At 52.0% G+C, this 16404-nt stretch carries 24 protein-coding genes and 1 pseudogene; 11 read left to right on the top strand and 14 right to left on the bottom strand.

What is annotated here, in order from left to right; genetic code table 11:
- The first annotated feature begins 471 nt into the window (after window positions 1-471).
- A complete protein-coding gene (locus tag HGD79_RS26035; protein ID WP_077879799.1) occupies window positions 472-720 on the top strand; it encodes a hypothetical protein in 249 nt (82 codons plus the stop codon).
- A 271-nt stretch (window positions 721-991) separates the two neighbouring features.
- Here the strand turns inward: HGD79_RS26035 and HGD79_RS26030 are convergent, their stop codons facing one another.
- The 9 genes from HGD79_RS26030 to HGD79_RS25985 all read right to left on the bottom strand — a co-directional run bounded on the left by HGD79_RS26030 (window position 992) and on the right by HGD79_RS25985 (window position 5953).
- A complete protein-coding gene (locus HGD79_RS26030; protein ID WP_001027500.1) occupies window positions 992-1183 on the bottom strand; it encodes a hypothetical protein in 192 nt (63 codons plus the stop codon).
- Window positions 1180-1602 carry a DUF1380 family protein gene (locus HGD79_RS26025; protein WP_000271726.1) on the bottom strand — a complete coding sequence of 141 codons (423 nt, stop codon included), beginning with the start codon at window positions 1600-1602 and terminating at the stop codon, window positions 1180-1182. The genes HGD79_RS26030 and HGD79_RS26025 overlap by 4 nt, the downstream gene beginning before the upstream one ends.
- A gap of 46 nt (window positions 1603-1648) precedes the next feature.
- Entirely contained in the window at window positions 1649-2074 is a 426-nt protein-coding gene (locus tag HGD79_RS26020; RefSeq protein WP_069200721.1) for an antirestriction protein, read from the bottom strand.
- A gap of 416 nt (window positions 2075-2490) precedes the next feature.
- Window positions 2491-3267, bottom strand: coding sequence for a hypothetical protein (locus tag HGD79_RS26415; RefSeq protein ID WP_175120217.1), 777 nt, complete (start codon window positions 3265-3267; stop codon window positions 2491-2493).
- Between the two features lie 45 nt (window positions 3268-3312).
- Window positions 3313-3780 (bottom strand): DUF1380 family protein, encoded by a 468-nt coding sequence (locus HGD79_RS26005; RefSeq protein ID WP_223672102.1) that lies wholly within the window; start codon window positions 3778-3780, stop codon window positions 3313-3315.
- Window positions 3761-3982 carry a hypothetical protein gene (locus HGD79_RS26000; RefSeq protein ID WP_001104879.1) on the bottom strand — a complete coding sequence of 74 codons (222 nt, stop codon included), beginning with the start codon at window positions 3980-3982 and terminating at the stop codon, window positions 3761-3763. The genes HGD79_RS26005 and HGD79_RS26000 overlap by 20 nt, the downstream gene beginning before the upstream one ends.
- On the bottom strand, window positions 3983-4666 hold the full coding sequence (locus HGD79_RS25995) for a DNA methylase (protein WP_168848551.1): 684 nt from the start codon (window positions 4664-4666) through the stop codon (window positions 3983-3985).
- A 76-nt stretch (window positions 4667-4742) separates the two neighbouring features.
- Window positions 4743-5054, bottom strand: coding sequence for a hypothetical protein (locus tag HGD79_RS25990; protein WP_032317461.1), 312 nt, complete (start codon window positions 5052-5054; stop codon window positions 4743-4745).
- Entirely contained in the window at window positions 5051-5953 is a 903-nt protein-coding gene (locus HGD79_RS25985) for a DUF1281 domain-containing protein (protein ID WP_001302618.1), read from the bottom strand. Before HGD79_RS25985 ends, HGD79_RS25990 begins: the two co-directional genes overlap by 4 nt.
- 417 nt (window positions 5954-6370) lie before the next feature.
- On the opposite strand from HGD79_RS25985, the gene HGD79_RS25980 reads away from it, so the two are divergent.
- The 3 genes from HGD79_RS25980 to HGD79_RS25970 are packed head-to-tail and all read left to right on the top strand — an operon-like array spanning window position 6371 to window position 8324.
- Window positions 6371-6619, top strand: a complete 249-nt coding sequence (locus HGD79_RS25980; RefSeq protein ID WP_000618110.1) for a DinI-like family protein — start codon at window positions 6371-6373, stop codon at window positions 6617-6619.
- Window positions 6616-7053, top strand: a complete 438-nt coding sequence (gene umuD, locus HGD79_RS25975) for a translesion error-prone DNA polymerase V autoproteolytic subunit (RefSeq protein ID WP_000109071.1) — start codon at window positions 6616-6618, stop codon at window positions 7051-7053. Before HGD79_RS25980 ends, umuD begins: the two co-directional genes overlap by 4 nt.
- On the top strand, window positions 7053-8324 hold the full coding sequence (locus tag HGD79_RS25970) for a Y-family DNA polymerase (protein ID WP_000457496.1): 1272 nt from the start codon (window positions 7053-7055) through the stop codon (window positions 8322-8324). Before umuD ends, HGD79_RS25970 begins: the two co-directional genes overlap by 1 nt.
- 4 nt (window positions 8325-8328) lie before the next feature.
- Here the strand turns inward: HGD79_RS25970 and HGD79_RS25965 are convergent, their stop codons facing one another.
- Together HGD79_RS25965 and parM are read right to left on the bottom strand one after the other, a co-directional pair.
- Complete coding sequence (locus tag HGD79_RS25965; RefSeq protein ID WP_000340829.1) at window positions 8329-8721, bottom strand: plasmid partitioning/stability family protein; 393 nt, start codon at window positions 8719-8721, stop codon at window positions 8329-8331.
- 4 nt (window positions 8722-8725) lie between these two features.
- The gene (gene parM, locus HGD79_RS25960) at window positions 8726-9697 is read right to left on the bottom strand and encodes a plasmid segregation protein ParM domain-containing protein (protein ID WP_001103690.1); all 972 of its coding nucleotides are present in this window, start codon (window positions 9695-9697) and stop codon (window positions 8726-8728) included.
- A gap of 228 nt (window positions 9698-9925) precedes the next feature.
- Here parM and HGD79_RS25955 point away from each other — a divergent pair, with 228 nt between their 5' ends.
- Window positions 9926-10570, top strand: coding sequence for a division plane positioning ATPase MipZ (locus HGD79_RS25955; RefSeq protein WP_000633913.1), 645 nt, complete (start codon window positions 9926-9928; stop codon window positions 10568-10570).
- A complete protein-coding gene (locus HGD79_RS25950) occupies window positions 10564-10839 on the top strand; it encodes a hypothetical protein (RefSeq protein WP_000239529.1) in 276 nt (91 codons plus the stop codon). Before HGD79_RS25955 ends, HGD79_RS25950 begins: the two co-directional genes overlap by 7 nt.
- A gap of 137 nt (window positions 10840-10976) precedes the next feature.
- Here the strand turns inward: HGD79_RS25950 and HGD79_RS25945 are convergent, their stop codons facing one another.
- The 3 genes from HGD79_RS25945 to HGD79_RS25935 form a co-directional block, all read right to left on the bottom strand.
- A complete protein-coding gene (locus HGD79_RS25945) occupies window positions 10977-11768 on the bottom strand; it encodes a site-specific integrase (protein WP_112907394.1) in 792 nt (263 codons plus the stop codon).
- Window positions 11769-12093: 325 nt separating this feature from the next.
- Window positions 12094-12453 carry a hypothetical protein gene (locus HGD79_RS26790; RefSeq protein ID WP_247653396.1) on the bottom strand — a complete coding sequence of 120 codons (360 nt, stop codon included), beginning with the start codon at window positions 12451-12453 and terminating at the stop codon, window positions 12094-12096.
- Window positions 12454-12496: 43 nt separating this feature from the next.
- Window positions 12497-12847, bottom strand: a complete 351-nt coding sequence (locus HGD79_RS25935; RefSeq protein WP_000493379.1) for a hypothetical protein — start codon at window positions 12845-12847, stop codon at window positions 12497-12499.
- Between the two features lie 575 nt (window positions 12848-13422).
- On the opposite strand from HGD79_RS25935, the gene vapB reads away from it, so the two are divergent.
- The 5 genes and pseudogenes from vapB to HGD79_RS25910 all read left to right on the top strand — a co-directional run bounded on the left by vapB (window position 13423) and on the right by HGD79_RS25910 (window position 16227).
- Window positions 13423-13653 (top strand): type II toxin-antitoxin system VapB family antitoxin, encoded by a 231-nt coding sequence (gene vapB, locus HGD79_RS25930; protein WP_021312476.1) that lies wholly within the window; start codon window positions 13423-13425, stop codon window positions 13651-13653.
- The gene (locus HGD79_RS25925) at window positions 13650-14066 is read left to right on the top strand and encodes a type II toxin-antitoxin system VapC family toxin (protein WP_023292131.1); all 417 of its coding nucleotides are present in this window, start codon (window positions 13650-13652) and stop codon (window positions 14064-14066) included. Before vapB ends, HGD79_RS25925 begins: the two co-directional genes overlap by 4 nt.
- Before the next feature lie 34 nt (window positions 14067-14100).
- Entirely contained in the window at window positions 14101-14346 is a 246-nt protein-coding gene (locus HGD79_RS25920; protein WP_065801591.1) for a hypothetical protein, read from the top strand.
- Window positions 14347-14409: 63 nt separating this feature from the next.
- A complete protein-coding gene (locus HGD79_RS25915; RefSeq protein ID WP_095153353.1) occupies window positions 14410-14664 on the top strand; it encodes a hypothetical protein in 255 nt (84 codons plus the stop codon).
- A 556-nt stretch (window positions 14665-15220) separates the two neighbouring features.
- Window positions 15221-16227: pseudogene (locus HGD79_RS25910) on the top strand (IS110 family transposase).
- The last annotated feature ends 177 nt before the right edge of the window (window positions 16228-16404 follow it).

Genomic DNA, 16404 nt, shown 5'->3' with positions numbered 1-16404 from the left:
GGTTGTGCAATTCTTACGGCGTGGATTAAGCAGGTCCCTGACCTGCTTTTTTCATATCTGCGTCTGACGTTCTACGGTGTTTTCCTCCTTCTGTTCCTGCGTTCTCATTACCTGCCAGCCGGATGACTGACAGAACAAATAAATGCATATTGCCGGAGCCTGAAATAAATCCTGATTTTTAAAGAACATCACCCGTTGAGTTTCGGGAGCCGCGGTTTTGACGTTTCGCGGGAACCTGCTGCTGTATTCCCTGTGGTATGAACTTCACCCGTTTGAGAACCTTCGCCGCAAGGGGCATCACTGCCACGGCCTGACGCACCTGTCCTGGGCAGAACGCAAAATTTTTTACCGGGTTTTGGGTAAAAAATTTTGTGGGCTGTTCATTTACCCTGGACAGTCAGTGCGGCAGGTTGTGGCTGTATCAGCCCCCGGCGACAGGGACTCATACGGGTGTGTGGCACCCGGCAGGCAATGAGCAGGGACCCGCCGCAACGGCGGAGAGCGCGTGCGCGAAACGGCGTTGCCCCTTACATCCCGGCGGCCTTTTGCCGGGATGCCAGGAGCGCAGGCCACGGCGCGACAGAGGCGGCGCGACCGGAACGGTCGCTGCAAGCCTGTGGTTTTCACGCATCGGACCGTAGCGACAGCCCGAAACCGCGCCAGCGGGTTCGGCGGAGACTGGCAGGTGCGCCAGCAGCTGCCTGTCGGAGTCGGGCCTGACGACTGGATGCCGCCAGGCAGCCGGGAGCCGAAGGTGCGCCCGGCAGACAGAACAACACTGCAGTAGTCAGAATCAGAGCAGCAGATAAAGGAACAACAACATCAGGAACAGTTCCATAACATAAGAAAGAAACACTCCTGAGTCAGACACATCACAGACGGGAAGGGTAACGGGCGACGCGTCAGCGTGGCCCGCTTCCCTTCCGGCAGGCGCCAGCCTGCCAGGGGTTTTCGCGCGGGCTGACAGGCGGCCTCCACCGCCTGCCCTGTATTACCTGTTTCTGCTGCCCTGAAGGATATAGTGACCGCCCAGGAAAACCGCCTGCTGATTCACCACAAAATCGCAGATTTCATCAACAATCTGCGCGGTAGTGAGCGGTTTCTGCCCCATTTCACGACGCCGCGCATTAATCACGGCTTTGTAATTGCGCAGAATTTCGCGGGTTTCTGTGCTGATATTCATGACATCGTCTCCCCGTCCAGCGCCTGTAACACAACGTCCATTGCTTCGCGTTCCTCCCTGACGAATGCGTCACCGTCGCCCCCGTTCTCACTTCCGACGGCATACAGGCGCTTCATTTCACTGCCTGCCAGCGCCATCACTTTTTCCAGCATCACCGCCGGGACTGTCACCTGACGGCTGACGCGCTTTTCTTCCATCAGTTCACGAACAACGTCGTGAACAACGCTGACATCCGCACCATGCTCAAAGGCATCGTCCAGCCGCTGCATGACGGTTTCCAGCTCATCGTCTGGCAGGTTCCAGTCCTGGGCTATGTGACGCACATCCCCACGGGTCAGCACCACGGCAAAAACGCATTCACTGTCCGGCACGTCTGTATCCAGCACTTCGCGGATAATTTCTTTAACAGTACAGTACATTTTCTCGTCTCCTTTACAGGGGCGGCATTGCCGCCCCGTCCGTTAATCAGTCCAGAGCCGCGTAAATCGCGTTGCATTCAGGGTGAAATTCGATGTGACGCCACAACTGCGCATCGCGCATCCGGTAAAGCTGGGTCAGTCCTGCATCACCGCTGTCGTGGTACAGCCACAACTGGCGGTTAATCACAAGGGAAGTCAGAATGATGCCGCAGGCATCAGCACTCACGGTACGGTCAAACCAGTTTGCACCGTTCACCATGTGGAAACGGTCGCCATCCGGCATCATGTAACCGCCGCCGTCCGGCAGGCGGATGAAGTGCCAGAATCCGCCTTCATATTCCGGCATCATTTGTTTCGCCAGCGCGTATACAGACGCTTCGGCATACAGAAAATCCTGGCCAAACAGGTAAGGCAGAAAAGACAGACGGTCGCACTCTTCAACGTTCAGAGTGACAGGTTTCGCATATTGCATGATGTTTTCCTCCGTTGTTCACATATTCCGCGACACCGGGCGGTGCCGTGCCTCCATAAAAGCCGGGCGATAAGGCGGGGATGCAGGGGCGCAAGGGAAGCCGCAGCCTGACGCACACGGCTGACGGGAGTTGGAGGGTGAGACCGCGAAATCTGAGCGGGTGAACGACCGGAAAATCACGGCAGACGGGAAGGAGGGACCGGGTGACCGCAGCGGCGAAGCGTACCCTTGCATCAACGCCAGCCCGGCTAAGATGGAGGCACGGCACAGCCCGCACACGACACGGCAGCCACATAACTGAAAAACCACAAGGCCATGCCCTGCATGGCCGGGTAAAGCGGAGCCGGCGGCGACTTCCTTTGTGCTCTGTCCGGGGACCGGCAGGAAAAAGGCGGGGATTTACCCCGCCAACGTCATCATTTCCGGATTTTTGCCAGGGCATCCGCCATGCTGCGGATTTCGGTCCGGGCTTCCCGGACCACCTCCCGCAGAACACCACGGTCAAACCACCGGCGGGGCGGTTCATCCGGTATACGCAGCACATCGCAGGCCAGCCCACTGGACAGGATATGCTCCACACACTCACTGACCAGATACATTTCCACCGCCGAAAAACGTGCTCCCCGGTTCAGGATGGCATCGAGCACCACGGGCAGGTTTTCGTCGTCTTCATCGAGCCAGCAGGGGTGATCGCTTTCCTTCACAACCAGGCGAAAGCGGCGCGTCTGGCGGGTCAGCAACGTCTGACCGGTTGTGGTCAGCGCCGCCCGGATACGCCGCGTATCTTCTGCCACCTGGTAACTGACACAGCGTACCGCATCGCGCACTGCATCGAGAACTGCCCTGATTTCGTCTTCAGTCAGCCATTCTCCGGCATACGGGAAAAACACCTGTGTTCCGTCTGCCGGAAGTACCGGCAGCGACTGCCACTGACTGCCGGACAGTACCAGTTCCGCCCCGGTTCCGGTCAGTTTCTGAATGGCGGAGGCCAGGATCGGCGGCAGTACGCCGCCGTGACGGTTGATGAGTAACGTCGCCAGCCGGGGCGCATCCAGCAGAACATAAATGCTGATCCAGCCCGGATACTTCGGGTTCCGCTGGTCAACATCCGTCTCTTCCGGCCAGCCCTGCGCCAGCAGCAGGTTGCGGGCGTGACGACAAATCAGTGCGTTCAGCGTTGTGTTTTCGTTCATGATTAATCGTTCTCCCTGAATCGCCGCCCGGAGGCGGCGATAACATCAGTCGTTTTCGTGTCTGTTGTTTTTCAGCAGGGCGCGGGCCTGATTAATCACCGCCTGACGGCGGGTGACGCATTCCGGGACGGCGAGGCCATGATCCCGGGCGGCCCATTCACGTTTCCACAATGCCTGTTCAGCGGTCTGAATCAGGGACGCCAGCAGTTCAGCAGGGACGGTCACCTGGCGGTTTTCGCTCACGTTATTGATGATCTCCATCGCCACGCCGGAAGAAATACCGGATTCAGTCCGCTGGTCTTCCGGGATGTCCTCCATGCGCGCCAGGACGGTCCTGATTTCATGATCGGTCAGAGAAATTTCCATACCGTCAGCCAGTGCCTGAATCTCTTCCGGAGACCAGATAACCAGCATCAGCGGCGTGTCTCCCGGATACTTTGCTGCCAGCTCCCGGCAGAGTGTTTCGCATGTTCCGTACATTCTCGTCTCCTTCTCAATCTTTAAAGCACGCATCCAGTTCCAGAATTTCGGTATATGCCTCCATCAGGAGGCGGTTTGCGCGAAACAGCGTCTGACGCACCAGACGTTCCGGCAGGGTGTCGGCATTAAAGCTGTACCGCTGCTCCATCTCATTCATGGTTGTACGCAGGTCGCACATGGCATTGGCCACCTCCGCCACTTCGGCGCGCAGTTTTTCGTGTCCGGCATAGTTCATTTACGCAGCCTCCGGCATAAACCAGTCATCATTCGCGGCCCCATGCTGCATGGCCCGTTGCACGGCGGCAAGGCGTTGCAGCCCGGCACGGTGATACTGCTCAAGCAGCTCGATACCGATATACCGGCGTCCGGACTGGAGGGCGGCGACGCAGGTTGAGCCGCTGCCTGCAAACGGGTCCAGCACAATTGCGTTCGGGTGTGTGAAGCTCTCAATCAGCGGTTGCAGGCTGGTAACGGGCTTTTCCGTCGGGTGATGACGATTGCCCGAATATTTCCAGCCCAGCACGTCCGGCAGCGGGTTTTGTGGCAGACGTGGACGGCCTTTTGCCAGGATGTAGGCGCATTCGTGGCGATAGCCCACATATGCGGCCTTCGATGTGTAGTTTTTGGTGAAGACCAGGTGACCAACAACGCTGAATCCCGCATTTTTCCAGGCGGCCATAAAGCGATCGACGCGGTTCCAGCCGTAGAAGCTCACCATCAGCGCGTCTTTTTTGAGTACGCGGTACATTTCATTACAGGCCGGTTGCAGCCATTCATCGGTTTTATCGCCGGCGATGGTGCGCCCGGAACGGTCACGAAAACCGACGAGATATGGCGGGTCAGTTAATATGAAATCAATGGCGTTATCAGGGATACGCGTCATAACATCGATGCAGTTACCAAGGACAAAACGGGACATAACAACGCTCCTTCTCTTACAGAGGGCACCGGGAGGGCACCCCTGTGGTGCCCGTTCCCCGCTGCCTGTGGGCTGTTCACCGCGTCCGGTAACGGGTCAGGCCGACCGTGGAATACCGCAGCCGTCGTCTTTTTGACGGCGAGAATATGCCGCGAAAGCGGCTTGAAGGGCGTTCATCAGAAAAGGGCGACAGGCTGGCGTACACTGTCATCGACGCCAGCCGGGAGCGGTAAAAGCGCCCGTCCCGTGCCCGCCGGACGCGGGACACTGACCACAGGCAGCGTTTATGCCGCGCCGCGTCAGCCGGCGCAGTAAAAAGAGGAGCACGGCGACATCCTTTGTCGGAAAAGAAACGGGCGGTTTCCCGCCCGTCTCCGTCATACTTCATCCGCCATAATGCGCCACATTGTCGACTATCCACGCAGGTCCGGTGACTTCCGGCAGCTCATCGTCATCTGTCGGGGAAGACCATTCCAGTTCCCCCCACAGCACATCAACGAGTTCTCCGCGCTCATACAACTGCCAGCCACAGAAATCACAGCCCTGTTCGGCATACCAGTGCTCCAGCGTGCAGCTGAAACGGCGGCTTAATTCTGCAATAACGTCGCTTTCCGGCTGACACCACGGCGTGTCGAAATCAACCTGAATGAAGTTGTCTCCCTGACTACTGATATTCACCTCATACCCCACAGGCCACTTCACGCCATACTGTTCCGTATACCAGTGATATGCAGAAGGAACACCGTTCAGAACACCACCGTTAAAGCCATTCACTTCAACATCCAGGCGGGTGGGCAGAACCGTCAGCAGGTCAAACGGCATGGTTTTTTCCGGCAGTACGTTGTCACACAGACGGTTCCACCACACCGATACATCCTCGTTACTCCAGAAGCCACACCAGTCACCTCTTTTTGCGGTGAAAAGTGCGGTGATGGTATCCCTGACATCGTCCGGTAATCCTTCCCAGCGACGCTGTTCAGTACCGCTCTGCAGCCAGAGTTCATGCAGCATCAGGCAGTTTTGTTCATCCAGTAGCACACCGTTCTGCAGGTGTGTCAGCCAGCGTGTGAACGCGATATTCTCCGGCGATACAACACCACGTCCGGCAGCCGTCAGTCCGGGGCACGGTTCAAACTGCACATCTTCAGTGGTCTGCAGAAGTCCGGCACTTCCGGCCAGAAACAGCTGAATACCTTCATTTGTGGCGCGGCGATAAAACGGTGTGACTGCGCCGCTGGCCAGTCGTTTAATCTCAGCGATCTGTGCCGGTTCACCAGAAAAATACATACGATTCGAGCACCAGTTTGGCATGGGAATTCTCCTCTCACATGCGGCCTCCATCAGGCCGTGCCGCACCTGTAACCGGGCGACCGCATACGAATGCAGGTGCGGCCCCGAAGCCGCAGCGCGTGGAGGAGGAACGACGAAACGTGACCGGGTGAGGAGGCCGGCGACAGCGACACACTTGCATCGGATGCAGCCCGGTTAACGTGCCGGCACGGCCTTGGTAACCAGGTATTTTATTCACAGAACCGTGCGCAAAATGCTGTGGATAAGCTGAACACAGCAGTCCACAGCAGGCATACAGCCACACTCTCAGAGAATTGAGCGCTTTTTAGTCACAATAATGACATTTGACTGTGTGTGGATTCAGTCATTAGAATACTGTATATGCATACAGCAATAGAAAAGGGAGATGAGAACATGATCCGCATTGAAATTCTTTTCGACCGCCAGAGCACAAAAAACCTCAAATCAGGCACACTTCAGGCGCTACAGAATGAAATCGAACAACGTCTGAAACCACACTACCCGGAAATCTGGCTGCGTATAGACCAGGGCAGCGCCCCGTCTGTATCTGTCACAGGAGCCCGCAACGACAAGGATAAAGAACGTATCCTGTCTCTGCTGGAAGAAATCTGGCAGGACGACAGCTGGCTGCCTGCAGCATGAGTACCGTTTATCACCGTCCGGCTGACCCTTCAGGCGATGACAGTTACGTGCGACCGTTGTTTGCCGATCGTTGCCAGGCCGGTTTTCCTTCGCCTGCCACTGATTATGCTGAGCAGGAACTGGATCTGAACAGCTATTGCATCAGCAGACCTGCAGCCACCTTCTTTCTGCGCGCCAGCGGTGAATCGATGAACCAGGCTGGCGTGCAGAATGGTGATCTGCTGGTAGTGGACAGGGCCGAAAAACCACAACACGGGGACATCGTTATCGCTGAGATCGACGGTGAGTTCACCGTCAAACGACTGCTGTTGCGCCCACGCCCGGCACTGGAGCCGGTTTCAGACAGCCCGGAGTTCCGCACACTGTATCCGGAAAACATCTGTATTTTTGGTGTTGTCACTCACGTGATACACAGGACGCGGGAGTTACGCTGATGTTTGCACTGGCTGATATCAACAGTTTCTACGCCTCATGTGAAAAAGTTTTCCGCCCGGACCTTCGCAACGAACCGGTCATCGTACTCAGCAATAACGATGGCTGTGTGATCGCGCGCAGCCCGGAGGCAAAAGCCCTTGGCATCAGAATGGGGCAGCCCTGGTTTCAGGTGAGACAGATGCGCCTGGAGAAGAAAATACATGTATTTTCCAGCAATTATGCGCTGTACCACAGCATGAGCCAACGGGTTATGGCTGTTCTGGAGTCGCTTTCTCCCGCAGTTGAGCCCTACTCAATTGATGAAATGTTCATTGATTTGCGGGGGATAAATCATTGCATCTCTCCGGAGTTTTTTGGTCATCAGCTCAGGGAACAGGTAAAAAGCTGGACAGGACTCACCATGGGGGTGGGCATTGCGCCTACAAAAACGCTGGCTAAAAGTGCACAGTGGGCAACAAAGCAATGGCCACAGTTTTCCGGTGTGGTCGCGCTGACAGCAGAAAACCGCAATCGGATCTTGAAGCTACTGGGGCTGCAGCCAGTTGGTGAGGTCTGGGGAGTAGGACGCAGACTGACGGAAAAGCTGAATGCGCTGGGTATTAACACAGCACTGCAGCTGGCGCAGGCTAACACGGCATTCATCCGGAAAAACTTCAGCGTCATTCTTGAGCGTACGGTACGCGAACTCAACGGCGAGTCCTGCATATCCCTGGAAGAAGCACCACCGGCAAAACAGCAGATTGTCTGTAGTCGCAGTTTTGGTGAACGAATCACAGACAAAGATGCCATGCACCAGGCTGTTGTTCAGTATGCAGAGCGGGCCGCAGAGAAACTACGTGGGGAGCGTCAGTATTGCCGGCAGGTGACGACATTTGTACGGACATCCCCCTTTGCAGTAAAAGAACCCTGTTACAGCAATGCCGCTGTGGAAAAGCTTCCATTACCCACACAGGACAGCCGGGACATTATTGCCGCAGCATGCAGAGCGTTAAACCATGTCTGGCGTGAAGGGTACCGCTATATGAAGGCAGGAGTCATGCTGGCTGATTTCACACCATCGGGTATAGCGCAGCCGGGATTATTTGATGAGATCCAGCCCCGTAAAAACAGCGAAAAGTTAATGAAAACACTCGATGAACTGAACCAGTCTGGAAAAGGGAAAGTGTGGTTTGCGGGGCGAGGAACCGCCCCTGAATGGCAAATGAAACGGGAAATGCTCTCGCCTTCGTATACAACACAATGGACTGAGATCCCCATTGCTTCATTCTGATATATCAGAATAATTTTTGCATTTTAAGGCGCACATCATTCATTGCCTCCTGCACCGAATCAGTAGCAGAAGGAGGCATTTTTTCAGCAGATTGCAAAGCACCGAGTTCAGTCAACACAGCTCTGATATCGGCCTGAGAAGGCTTCCATCCTGTCGTCTGACTGAGTAAGGTTACAACCTGATCTGCTGAAAACTCCTCGCTCAAAATGGCAGTCAGCAATACAGGCAGGCGAGGATCAAGTTGGTGTAACGCCATTCCAGAAATAAATGCATTCCGGAACAGCTCACCACGCTCAGAACGCGGAACGGACTCTATCGCTTCCAAAGTTTGAAAGTCTGCAGCTTTTTCCGGATGCAGATAAAGTGTGAATTTTTTCCTTTTCCGTTCATCGTCCACAATATTACTCCTCTTTGAAAGCCGCGATAGCTTCAACCAGTGCTGTCTGTGGCGACTCCATCATCACTACTTTTTGCCCAAGATGGTGCCATGCCGTTTTTATCGAATCATAGATCAACGGGGCCCCACCACCGACAACATAAACACGATTCACATGATGAAAATCACCGAGCTCATTGACTACTTGCTCCCCCAGACTGGCAATAGCCCCCTCAATGGTATTAAGGACCAGATCAGTTTTTGTTTCGTCATTTATAACCTGCCGAACAAAGTCCGGGTCATTACGACGTTTAATCAATTCATCTGCAACGAGGAAACTGGTATCACTGGATGCCATGCGCAATGCACTCATTGCAGCTTTCGTAACTGAAGATACACCAATGCCAGAATTACCATGAATGGCACTTACAGAGTCAAATTGACCAACGATAACACCAACATCAAGCGTAGTGCCGCCAATATCAACTACCAGCGATTTTTCGAACTGACCAACTTTATCCATGACCAGACGAGAAAACACAGCTGGCAATGATTCAGGCATCACATCAACGTGTTCAATGGTGAAAACATCGCCTTTATTAAGACGAATCGGCCTCATTAAATTCTCAATTTTACGCTGAATGTTGAGTTCATTTTTTTGACACTCTTTCGTGTAGAACTCACTGATAGGCAAAGTCACAGTCAATGATACAGGCTGAGGCGCTAATCCACTATTCAGTAAAGCGTGATGCACAGCTAACAGGTTAACATCCGTATATTGATACTCAATATGAGTCGTAAGAATAGATTGGTTGCTAACTTCATCATACGTGTATTTTTTACCATCCAGTTCATAGTTAAATGTCTGGCGAATCCCTAACCCGTCAACCTTCCATCCATGACGAAATGAGTTTTGCGACAACGACTTACAGATTTTCCCATTGTCATTCCATGCCAACTTGATTGTTGTTGAACCATCATCGCAGTATACGTTCATCTATAGCCCCTTAAATACTCAATCTGAGTAAATCACTGTTTCTGGTTGCAAGGTAATACTCAATTTGAGCACTATCATAGTTATGAAATCACAAAACACAAGTAATATTTATTACATCATATTACATACTTCATATTTCATACTTCACAAATATGAATGCATGTTGACACATCAGGTTACCGTGTCAAAATATCATCATACTTCACACATCACATTTATGAGGTTGCAATGATTACTGTAGTTGGTGGGAACAAAGGTGGTTCAGGGAAAACTACCATTGCATCAAACCTGGCTATTGCTCTCGCAAATAAAGGAAGGGAAGTCTGCCTGTTAAACGGAGATCTACAACGAACAGCCGCAAAACATCATGCGGAACGAGAAGCTGCAGGACTGTTACCAGCAATAACCCTTGTTGAGAAATTTGATAACCTGACACAAACACTACAGGCTCTGAATGAAAAGTTCGATGATGTAATAGTGGATGTCGCAGGAAGAAACTCAAAGGAATTCATAACGAGTGGAGTTGTCGCACATCAAATAATTGCGCCACTACAGTGTTCTCAACCAGATCTGGATACTCTTACAGAACTAGAACAACAGATAGACGCAATGCGTAACCTTAACCCGGAACTTAAGGTTTATTGTTTACAAAGTATGGCAACAACCAATCCGGTTTTGAGGGGAAATGAGAGAAAAGAATTCCTTGAATATCTTGAAGAATTCCCAACAATTCAAGTCCTGGATTCAGTTATTTGTTTCAGAAAAGTCTATCGCGATTGCATGAGCAACGGCACCGGTGTAGTAGAAACGAACAATACAGCAGCCAGAGCAGAAATTGAACATTTAATGAATGAGGTATTTGGCCCATGGTGAAGAAACCCAGCCAGCAAGCATTAAACAGAGCTGCAGTTACGGTAGAACAAGCAGAGGCTCTGGCTCAGCGCCTTGCGGATAAACCATACGGCGCGCCGGAAAAACCCGAACCAGAAAAACAATGTCGGACGACAATCTCTCTTGGTGAAAGCATGCTTGTCACAATAGAAGATCTGGCATTGAGGAATAAACGCAATGGTAAAGATCCAAAAAATGTAAGTGCCATCGTCAGAGTAGCCCTTGAGCAATACTTAAAAACACTAACGTAATAATCAAGAAGTTATTACTTATGAAATCACACTTGTGAATTCACACTGTTTAAGCACCCTTGCATACAAGAGATCACATATTGCAGTGGTCTCTTCTTTTATAGAATAAATCACAATTCATAATTATGATTTGTGACTTATGCGTGTCTGTTTTTCAGCATTGTGACAGCATCGGACTCAGGCATCGAAAACTGCACCCGGTGCCGTGCAGCCACATCCAGCGCAAACACCTTCGTGTACACCTCTGTCGAACTAATCGACTTGTGCCCCATCAGGCTCTGCAGCACCTTCAGCGGAATACCAGCATACAGCATATGCATCGCGTAGGAATGGCGGAAAGTATGTGGGGTAACCGGAACAGAGAACGTCACGCCGTCGGCCGCAGCGGCCTCTACAGCTTCATTCAGCCAGGTGCGAACTGTGCGGTCGGTGATTCCCCAGATGCGCGCCTTCTCCATTCTTCCGGTTCGTTTGTTTCTGCGCTCCAGTGGGATTTTCAGCGTGGCCACCATCATCTGCAGTTGGCTGACGTATTGTGTATCGGACAGGGGAACCAGGCGATGCACCTGACTGCCAGCAGGGACACGGCCTGCCGTTCTGGTCGCTTTTTCAGTCCGTTGTTTGAGCGTGGCCAGCTGTACGAACGGATATGGCGGCGCCAGAGAAAAATCTCCCCGCGTCAGCGCCAGCGCTTTGTTTATACGTGCGCCCGTGTTCCACAGGGTGGCCAGCAACATTTTGCGGTGCAGATCCGGTACATAGTGGAGCAGGGCGCTGATCTCCGGCGCCAACAGATATTTTGGTAATTCGTCCTGCACAAGTGCCATCTGACGTAGTGCCAGCGCAGCCGGGTAATCAATGGCAACAGGTAATGTTGCCGGAGGCGTTAAAAAAGAACCAGGCAGGGAAAGCAATTGTGGGCCACTCATGATGTCCCCTTTATGAAATCCTCAATCTCTTGCTCGGTCTTTTTAGACTTCTTTACCATTTCGTACTCCTTTTGGAGTGTTTTACCTCTGGCTTTCAACAATACCAACCTCGTTGGCGATAGTGTATCGGAAAGGCCGTGCAGAGGGAGGCCACATAACATTCTCAGTTCTCGTGATAACCGCAGTGCTTTTACTCCCAACATAGCTGCGTTTTTATGCAAACTATATTCACCCGCTCCACCATAAGGAGTATCTTCAACAAACACATTATCTACACACACGACAGCTTCGTAGCTGAGAACAGAGAGTTCGCTGAGCCTATACATCAGGCCAGAAGGAAGGGAGCGCCAGTTACCAGATACCGGGGAATAATCGATTTCCGGTAATAAGAACTCAGCTTCTCCTCTGCCATCCTGATCGTGCTCCACAGTTGCTGTTGCTGCTGGAGCACAACGCTGCGCAAATCGCTCAAGTAAAAAACCAGCTCTGTACTAATGTAAAGACGCTCGCTGGCCAGCTTCGCTGCTGCAGTTCTCTCCTCACGTCTGAGTGTGAAGTGGTGAGTAAGCAACACCGCTCCGACAGCAGATGCGATGGTCGATACAGCTGTAATTATCTGCGGCCCAAGACTGGCGCTGTCCTTCACCACCTTCACGCCTTCGGTCGCAATAAACCAGTCAGCCATGTTTATTCCTTTATTGTTGAGAAATCCCGCCTTCTGTATGTATTCAGCGGTCGGCAGCCAGTTCTTCAGCCAGCTTCACAAAGCCTTTGTGCTCAGTCTGCAGGTAATGGCTGTAAATCCGGGCATCACGTTCTGTGAGCCCGGATGGATTGCCGGTGAAGTAACGTTGCAGCACCGCAATACAGTGATTGTAGGTATCGAGATCATATTCCCAGTTTCCCAGCTCACCGGCCGCATCCAGCTCCCGGCGAAACTGCTCGTATTTACGGAGCAGAATGCCAAGACCTAATTCTGTTGCAGCATAAACATTATTTTCTCCTGGCGCGGAAATCGCATTACGGATTTTTTCAAAAGCATAACTGAAATCATTTCTCTCATTGAATGCAGTAAACATGTCCTTTCCTCAGTTGAATAGTTAGCCGTGCAATTTTACCACACCTCAATCATCGCCAGATGAGTGCCACTCTGTTGAGAACAGTGACTTTCACAAAAAATGAATTTCACATACTGAAATAATAAGTAGCCATATAGAAACGCAGTTAAATTACCGGAGAGCCGTTTCCGTCAGATCCGACTTTCCGGAATATCACAACTTTCCGGAAGTGTACCACGCTGAGAAAATAATCATATCGCTGTTTTCCGCCCCTGCGCGGCGCATCACTGGTCAGGGAGATGACACAACATATAGTGTCATAAGCAGCTGAATGAGATACCACATGTTGTGCTGACAGGAGGTGGCGTTGTGTGGGGGGAGAGGAAGATCCTGAACTGGCTTTTTTCGGATCCGCGGTGAAGAAATGAGAAAACAGGATATGTGCAGCATATCCATATGCCACGCATCTGCATAGGGCAAACATACGCATATGTTTACCATCTGCATATGTAACACCTATACAAACCAGGCTTGCAGGCATATACTTCACCTATGCGGGAATACTCCCTGGCACACTCAGCATATGAGGAAAAACCATGCGCACAGTTTCGATATTTAAAAACGGCAATAACCGCGCCATCCGTCTGCCCCGTGACCTGGATTTTGACGGCGTCAGCGAGCTGGAGATCGTCCGGGAAGGGGACAGCATCATTCTGCGTCCCGTCCGGCCGACCTGGGGCTCGTTCGCGCAGCTGGACAGGGCCGATCCGGACTTTATGGCGGAACGCGAGGATGTGGTCAGCGACGAAGGACGATTTGACCTGTGAAAAAGACTTTTATGCTCGACACAAACATCTGCTCGTTCATCATGCGCGAGCAGCCGGCAGCGGTGCTGAAGCGCCTGGAGCAGGCGGTGCTGCGTGGCCACCGTATCGTGGTCTCGGCCATCACCTACTCCGAGATGCGCTTCGGCGCCACCGGCCCGAAGGCCTCCCCGCGCCATATCGAGCTGGTTGACGCGTTCTGTGCCCGCCTCGATGCCATCCTGCCCTGGGACCGAGCCGCGGTGGATGCGACCACGGAGATTAAGGTGGCCTTGCGACAGGCCGGGACGCCGATTGGCCCGAACGACACGGCGATAGCCGGGCACGCCATCGCGGCCGGCGCCGTTCTGGTGACGAATAATGTAAGAGAGTTTGCGCGGGTCCCGGGCCTGGTGCTGGAAGACTGGGTGAATTAATCCCGTAAAAATTTCCGTGACGGAGACGACAGACATGAATGCTGAACACACCGACTACGGCTGGCTTTTCAGTGAACCGGCTGAAGAAATTTCCGGTGATATTGTTATTGATCCGGAACTCCTTGCGGAGGAGCTTAAACTCGCCGTTATCCAGATTTTGCTGGATCGGATTGACCGCGATACGGCAGAGAAAAAACTGGCCGAATTAATACAGAAGCTTGAGTTTGATATCACCGCTGCCGAACTGGCAGCGTATCTTTTTAAACCGGGCCATGCCTGACAGCTTACCCGGTACCATTAATACAACGTTAATCTGAAACTGATATCGCCGGAGGGGAGCATCATGATGGTAACAGGAATTAACACGGTACGTATCGGCGGTGAAGTGAAGCATATCACCGAGCTCGATGCGCTAACACTCATGCATGAATGGTCCAGGCTGAAAAAAGAGAATGCTCACCTGTATGACTATAACCGTCAGGTTAACCGGGGCTGGCGCGGCTTTGTCCTGCGCCTGATGGGTATCCATTTGCCTGATAACGACCGTGTTCGTCTTCAGGGCATTAATGCCAGAAAAGAATCCATCTATCCCGACTGAAGCCGCACCGGCAGTTGTGGTGACCGCAGACTGTCTGCAATCAGAAATGCCCTAGTCGGTCTCTTTTTCACCGGATTTGCGGCCAGGCTGGCCAGCGCCACCTCCTGATCTCCCCTGCCAGCTGCATACAGACCGTCTTCCCGGCGGTTTTTTTATGCCTTTTCTGCGGTGACAAGACGGGGCGGGAAACCGGTAAATGATATGATTATTAAGTCACGCGCACAAAATCATACTAAATATGACATTTTGCATTAACCAAAAAATAATATCTGATATGATGTTTAAATAATGAGTAACAAATCATTCGATGTATGATTTTTAACCTAACCGGACATTATCAGACGGAGCGAATGAGATGAACGCATCCCACCCTTCTCAAACGGAGTTTAAATCTCCACTTTTTCAGCAAGACTGTTCGGTGCTCACTGTGTTGCGCTCCGCCTCAGTCTTGATTCAAAAGTGTTTTTGGGTAGGGGATTTGTGATTGCTATCGGGGAAATGGGAGTGTCAATCCTTACAGTATCGCAAAACACCCGGATAACTGAAGGATACGATCATGAAATATCTACCTGTAGGCGTTGATATCGCAAAAAGTCTGATTCAAGTTCACTTCATCGATGAGCACACAGGTGAAGTGGTTGATAAGCAATTACGCAGCAAAGATTTTCTATCATTTTTCAGTAATAGGGAACCTTGCCTGATTGGTATGGAGGCATGTGGTGGATCGCAGCACTGGGCGCGTGAGCTGGAGAAGATGGTGCACTCAGTTCGGTTGATGCAGGGACGGTTCGTTAAAGCATTCGTTATGGGCAACAAGAATGATGTGATGGATGCCCGAGCTATCTGGGTTGCGGTCCAGCAACCCGGCAAAGCTATAGCCGTAAAAACGGAAGAGCAGCAGTCGATCCTGGTGTTGCATCGTTCTCGCCGTCAATTAGTTAAGTTTCGTACTGCACAGATTAGCGCCCTGCATGGAACGCTTCTGGAATTTGGGGAAATCATCCACAAAGGACGAGCAGCTATGGACAAAGAACTGCCATTGGCCCTGGAACGAATGAAGGCGAAGCTGCCACCATATCTTATTACTGTGCTGGAAGATCAATACAACAGGTTGAATGAGTTGGACATGTTGATAGATGGAATCGAAAAACAACTTAACAGCGTTGCCCGGCAAAATGAAACCTGTAAACGGCTGATGGAAATCCCTGGAGTAGGGCCACTCATTGCCACAGCCGCAGTTGCCACTATGGGAGAAGCATCGGCATTTAAATCCGGGCGAGAGTTCGCTGCTTATGTCGGTCTCGTACCAAAACAGACTGGTTCAGGAGGAAAAGTGCGTCTGCTGGGTATTAGTAAACGCGGTGATACTTGTTTGTGCATGGTGCCCGGGCTGCGTCATTAGTGGCAAAAGAACCGGGGCCATGGATAACGGAACTGAAAAAAAGACGTCCGACAGGCGTGTTGATAGTAGCAATGGCAAACAAACTGGCCCGAACGGTATGGGCGATAGCGGCCCATGGCCGTAAGTATGACAAAAATCACATCAGTATCAGACCTTATTAATCACTGATACCGATAAACAATAACTCTTAACATAAGGGTGAATGCTGAAAGGTTGCATGGGCAGCCGTAGCGATGACAACGACAGGTAAGACCGTGACTCACCAAACCTGAATGCTGCACTGGGTTCAAAAACCCGCGGAGCGAATGAGGAATGAGTCAGCGAATCTCATCGAGGCC

Source organism: Escherichia sp. SCLE84 (assembly GCF_012584495.1).
In the GTDB taxonomy this organism is placed as follows: domain Bacteria; phylum Pseudomonadota; class Gammaproteobacteria; order Enterobacterales; family Enterobacteriaceae; genus ECMA0423.
This window is presented reverse-complemented; position numbering and strand designations above follow the sequence as displayed.

Excerpts from the sequence above, each read along its gene's own strand:
- HGD79_RS26415 (WP_175120217.1), bottom strand. The coding sequence starts at position 3,267 with ATGAACGAAAACACAACGCTGAACGCACTGATTTGTCGTCACGCCCGC.
- HGD79_RS25970 (WP_000457496.1), top strand. The coding sequence starts at position 7,053 with ATGTTTGCACTGGCTGATATCAACAGTTTCTACGCCTCATGTGAAAAA.
- HGD79_RS25990 (WP_032317461.1), bottom strand. The coding sequence starts at position 5,054 with ATGAAGTATGACGGAGACGGGCGGGAAACCGCCCGTTTCTTTTCCGAC.
- HGD79_RS26025 (WP_000271726.1), bottom strand. The coding sequence starts at position 1,602 with ATGTACTGTACTGTTAAAGAAATTATCCGCGAAGTGCTGGATACAGAC.
- HGD79_RS25950 (WP_000239529.1), top strand. The coding sequence starts at position 10,564 with ATGGTGAAGAAACCCAGCCAGCAAGCATTAAACAGAGCTGCAGTTACG.
- HGD79_RS25995 (WP_168848551.1), bottom strand. The coding sequence starts at position 4,666 with ATGTCCCGTTTTGTCCTTGGTAACTGCATCGATGTTATGACGCGTATC.
- HGD79_RS26020 (WP_069200721.1), bottom strand. The coding sequence starts at position 2,074 with ATGCAATATGCGAAACCTGTCACTCTGAACGTTGAAGAGTGCGACCGT.
- HGD79_RS26030 (WP_001027500.1), bottom strand. The coding sequence starts at position 1,183 with ATGAATATCAGCACAGAAACCCGCGAAATTCTGCGCAATTACAAAGCC.
- vapB (WP_021312476.1), top strand. The coding sequence starts at position 13,423 with ATGCGCACAGTTTCGATATTTAAAAACGGCAATAACCGCGCCATCCGT.
- HGD79_RS25985 (WP_001302618.1), bottom strand. The coding sequence starts at position 5,953 with ATGTATTTTTCTGGTGAACCGGCACAGATCGCTGAGATTAAACGACTG.
- parM (WP_001103690.1), bottom strand. The coding sequence starts at position 9,697 with ATGAACGTATACTGCGATGATGGTTCAACAACAATCAAGTTGGCATGG.
- HGD79_RS25935 (WP_000493379.1), bottom strand. The coding sequence starts at position 12,847 with ATGTTTACTGCATTCAATGAGAGAAATGATTTCAGTTATGCTTTTGAA.
- HGD79_RS26005 (WP_223672102.1), bottom strand. The coding sequence starts at position 3,780 with ATGCGTGCTTTAAAGATTGAGAAGGAGACGAGAATGTACGGAACATGC.
- HGD79_RS26790 (WP_247653396.1), bottom strand. The coding sequence starts at position 12,453 with ATGGCTGACTGGTTTATTGCGACCGAAGGCGTGAAGGTGGTGAAGGAC.
- HGD79_RS25915 (WP_095153353.1), top strand. The coding sequence starts at position 14,410 with ATGATGGTAACAGGAATTAACACGGTACGTATCGGCGGTGAAGTGAAG.
- HGD79_RS25955 (WP_000633913.1), top strand. The coding sequence starts at position 9,926 with ATGATTACTGTAGTTGGTGGGAACAAAGGTGGTTCAGGGAAAACTACC.
- HGD79_RS26000 (WP_001104879.1), bottom strand. The coding sequence starts at position 3,982 with ATGAACTATGCCGGACACGAAAAACTGCGCGCCGAAGTGGCGGAGGTG.
- HGD79_RS26035 (WP_077879799.1), top strand. The coding sequence starts at position 472 with ATGAGCAGGGACCCGCCGCAACGGCGGAGAGCGCGTGCGCGAAACGGC.
- HGD79_RS25945 (WP_112907394.1), bottom strand. The coding sequence starts at position 11,768 with ATGAGTGGCCCACAATTGCTTTCCCTGCCTGGTTCTTTTTTAACGCCT.
- HGD79_RS25920 (WP_065801591.1), top strand. The coding sequence starts at position 14,101 with ATGAATGCTGAACACACCGACTACGGCTGGCTTTTCAGTGAACCGGCT.
- umuD (WP_000109071.1), top strand. The coding sequence starts at position 6,616 with ATGAGTACCGTTTATCACCGTCCGGCTGACCCTTCAGGCGATGACAGT.
- HGD79_RS25980 (WP_000618110.1), top strand. The coding sequence starts at position 6,371 with ATGATCCGCATTGAAATTCTTTTCGACCGCCAGAGCACAAAAAACCTC.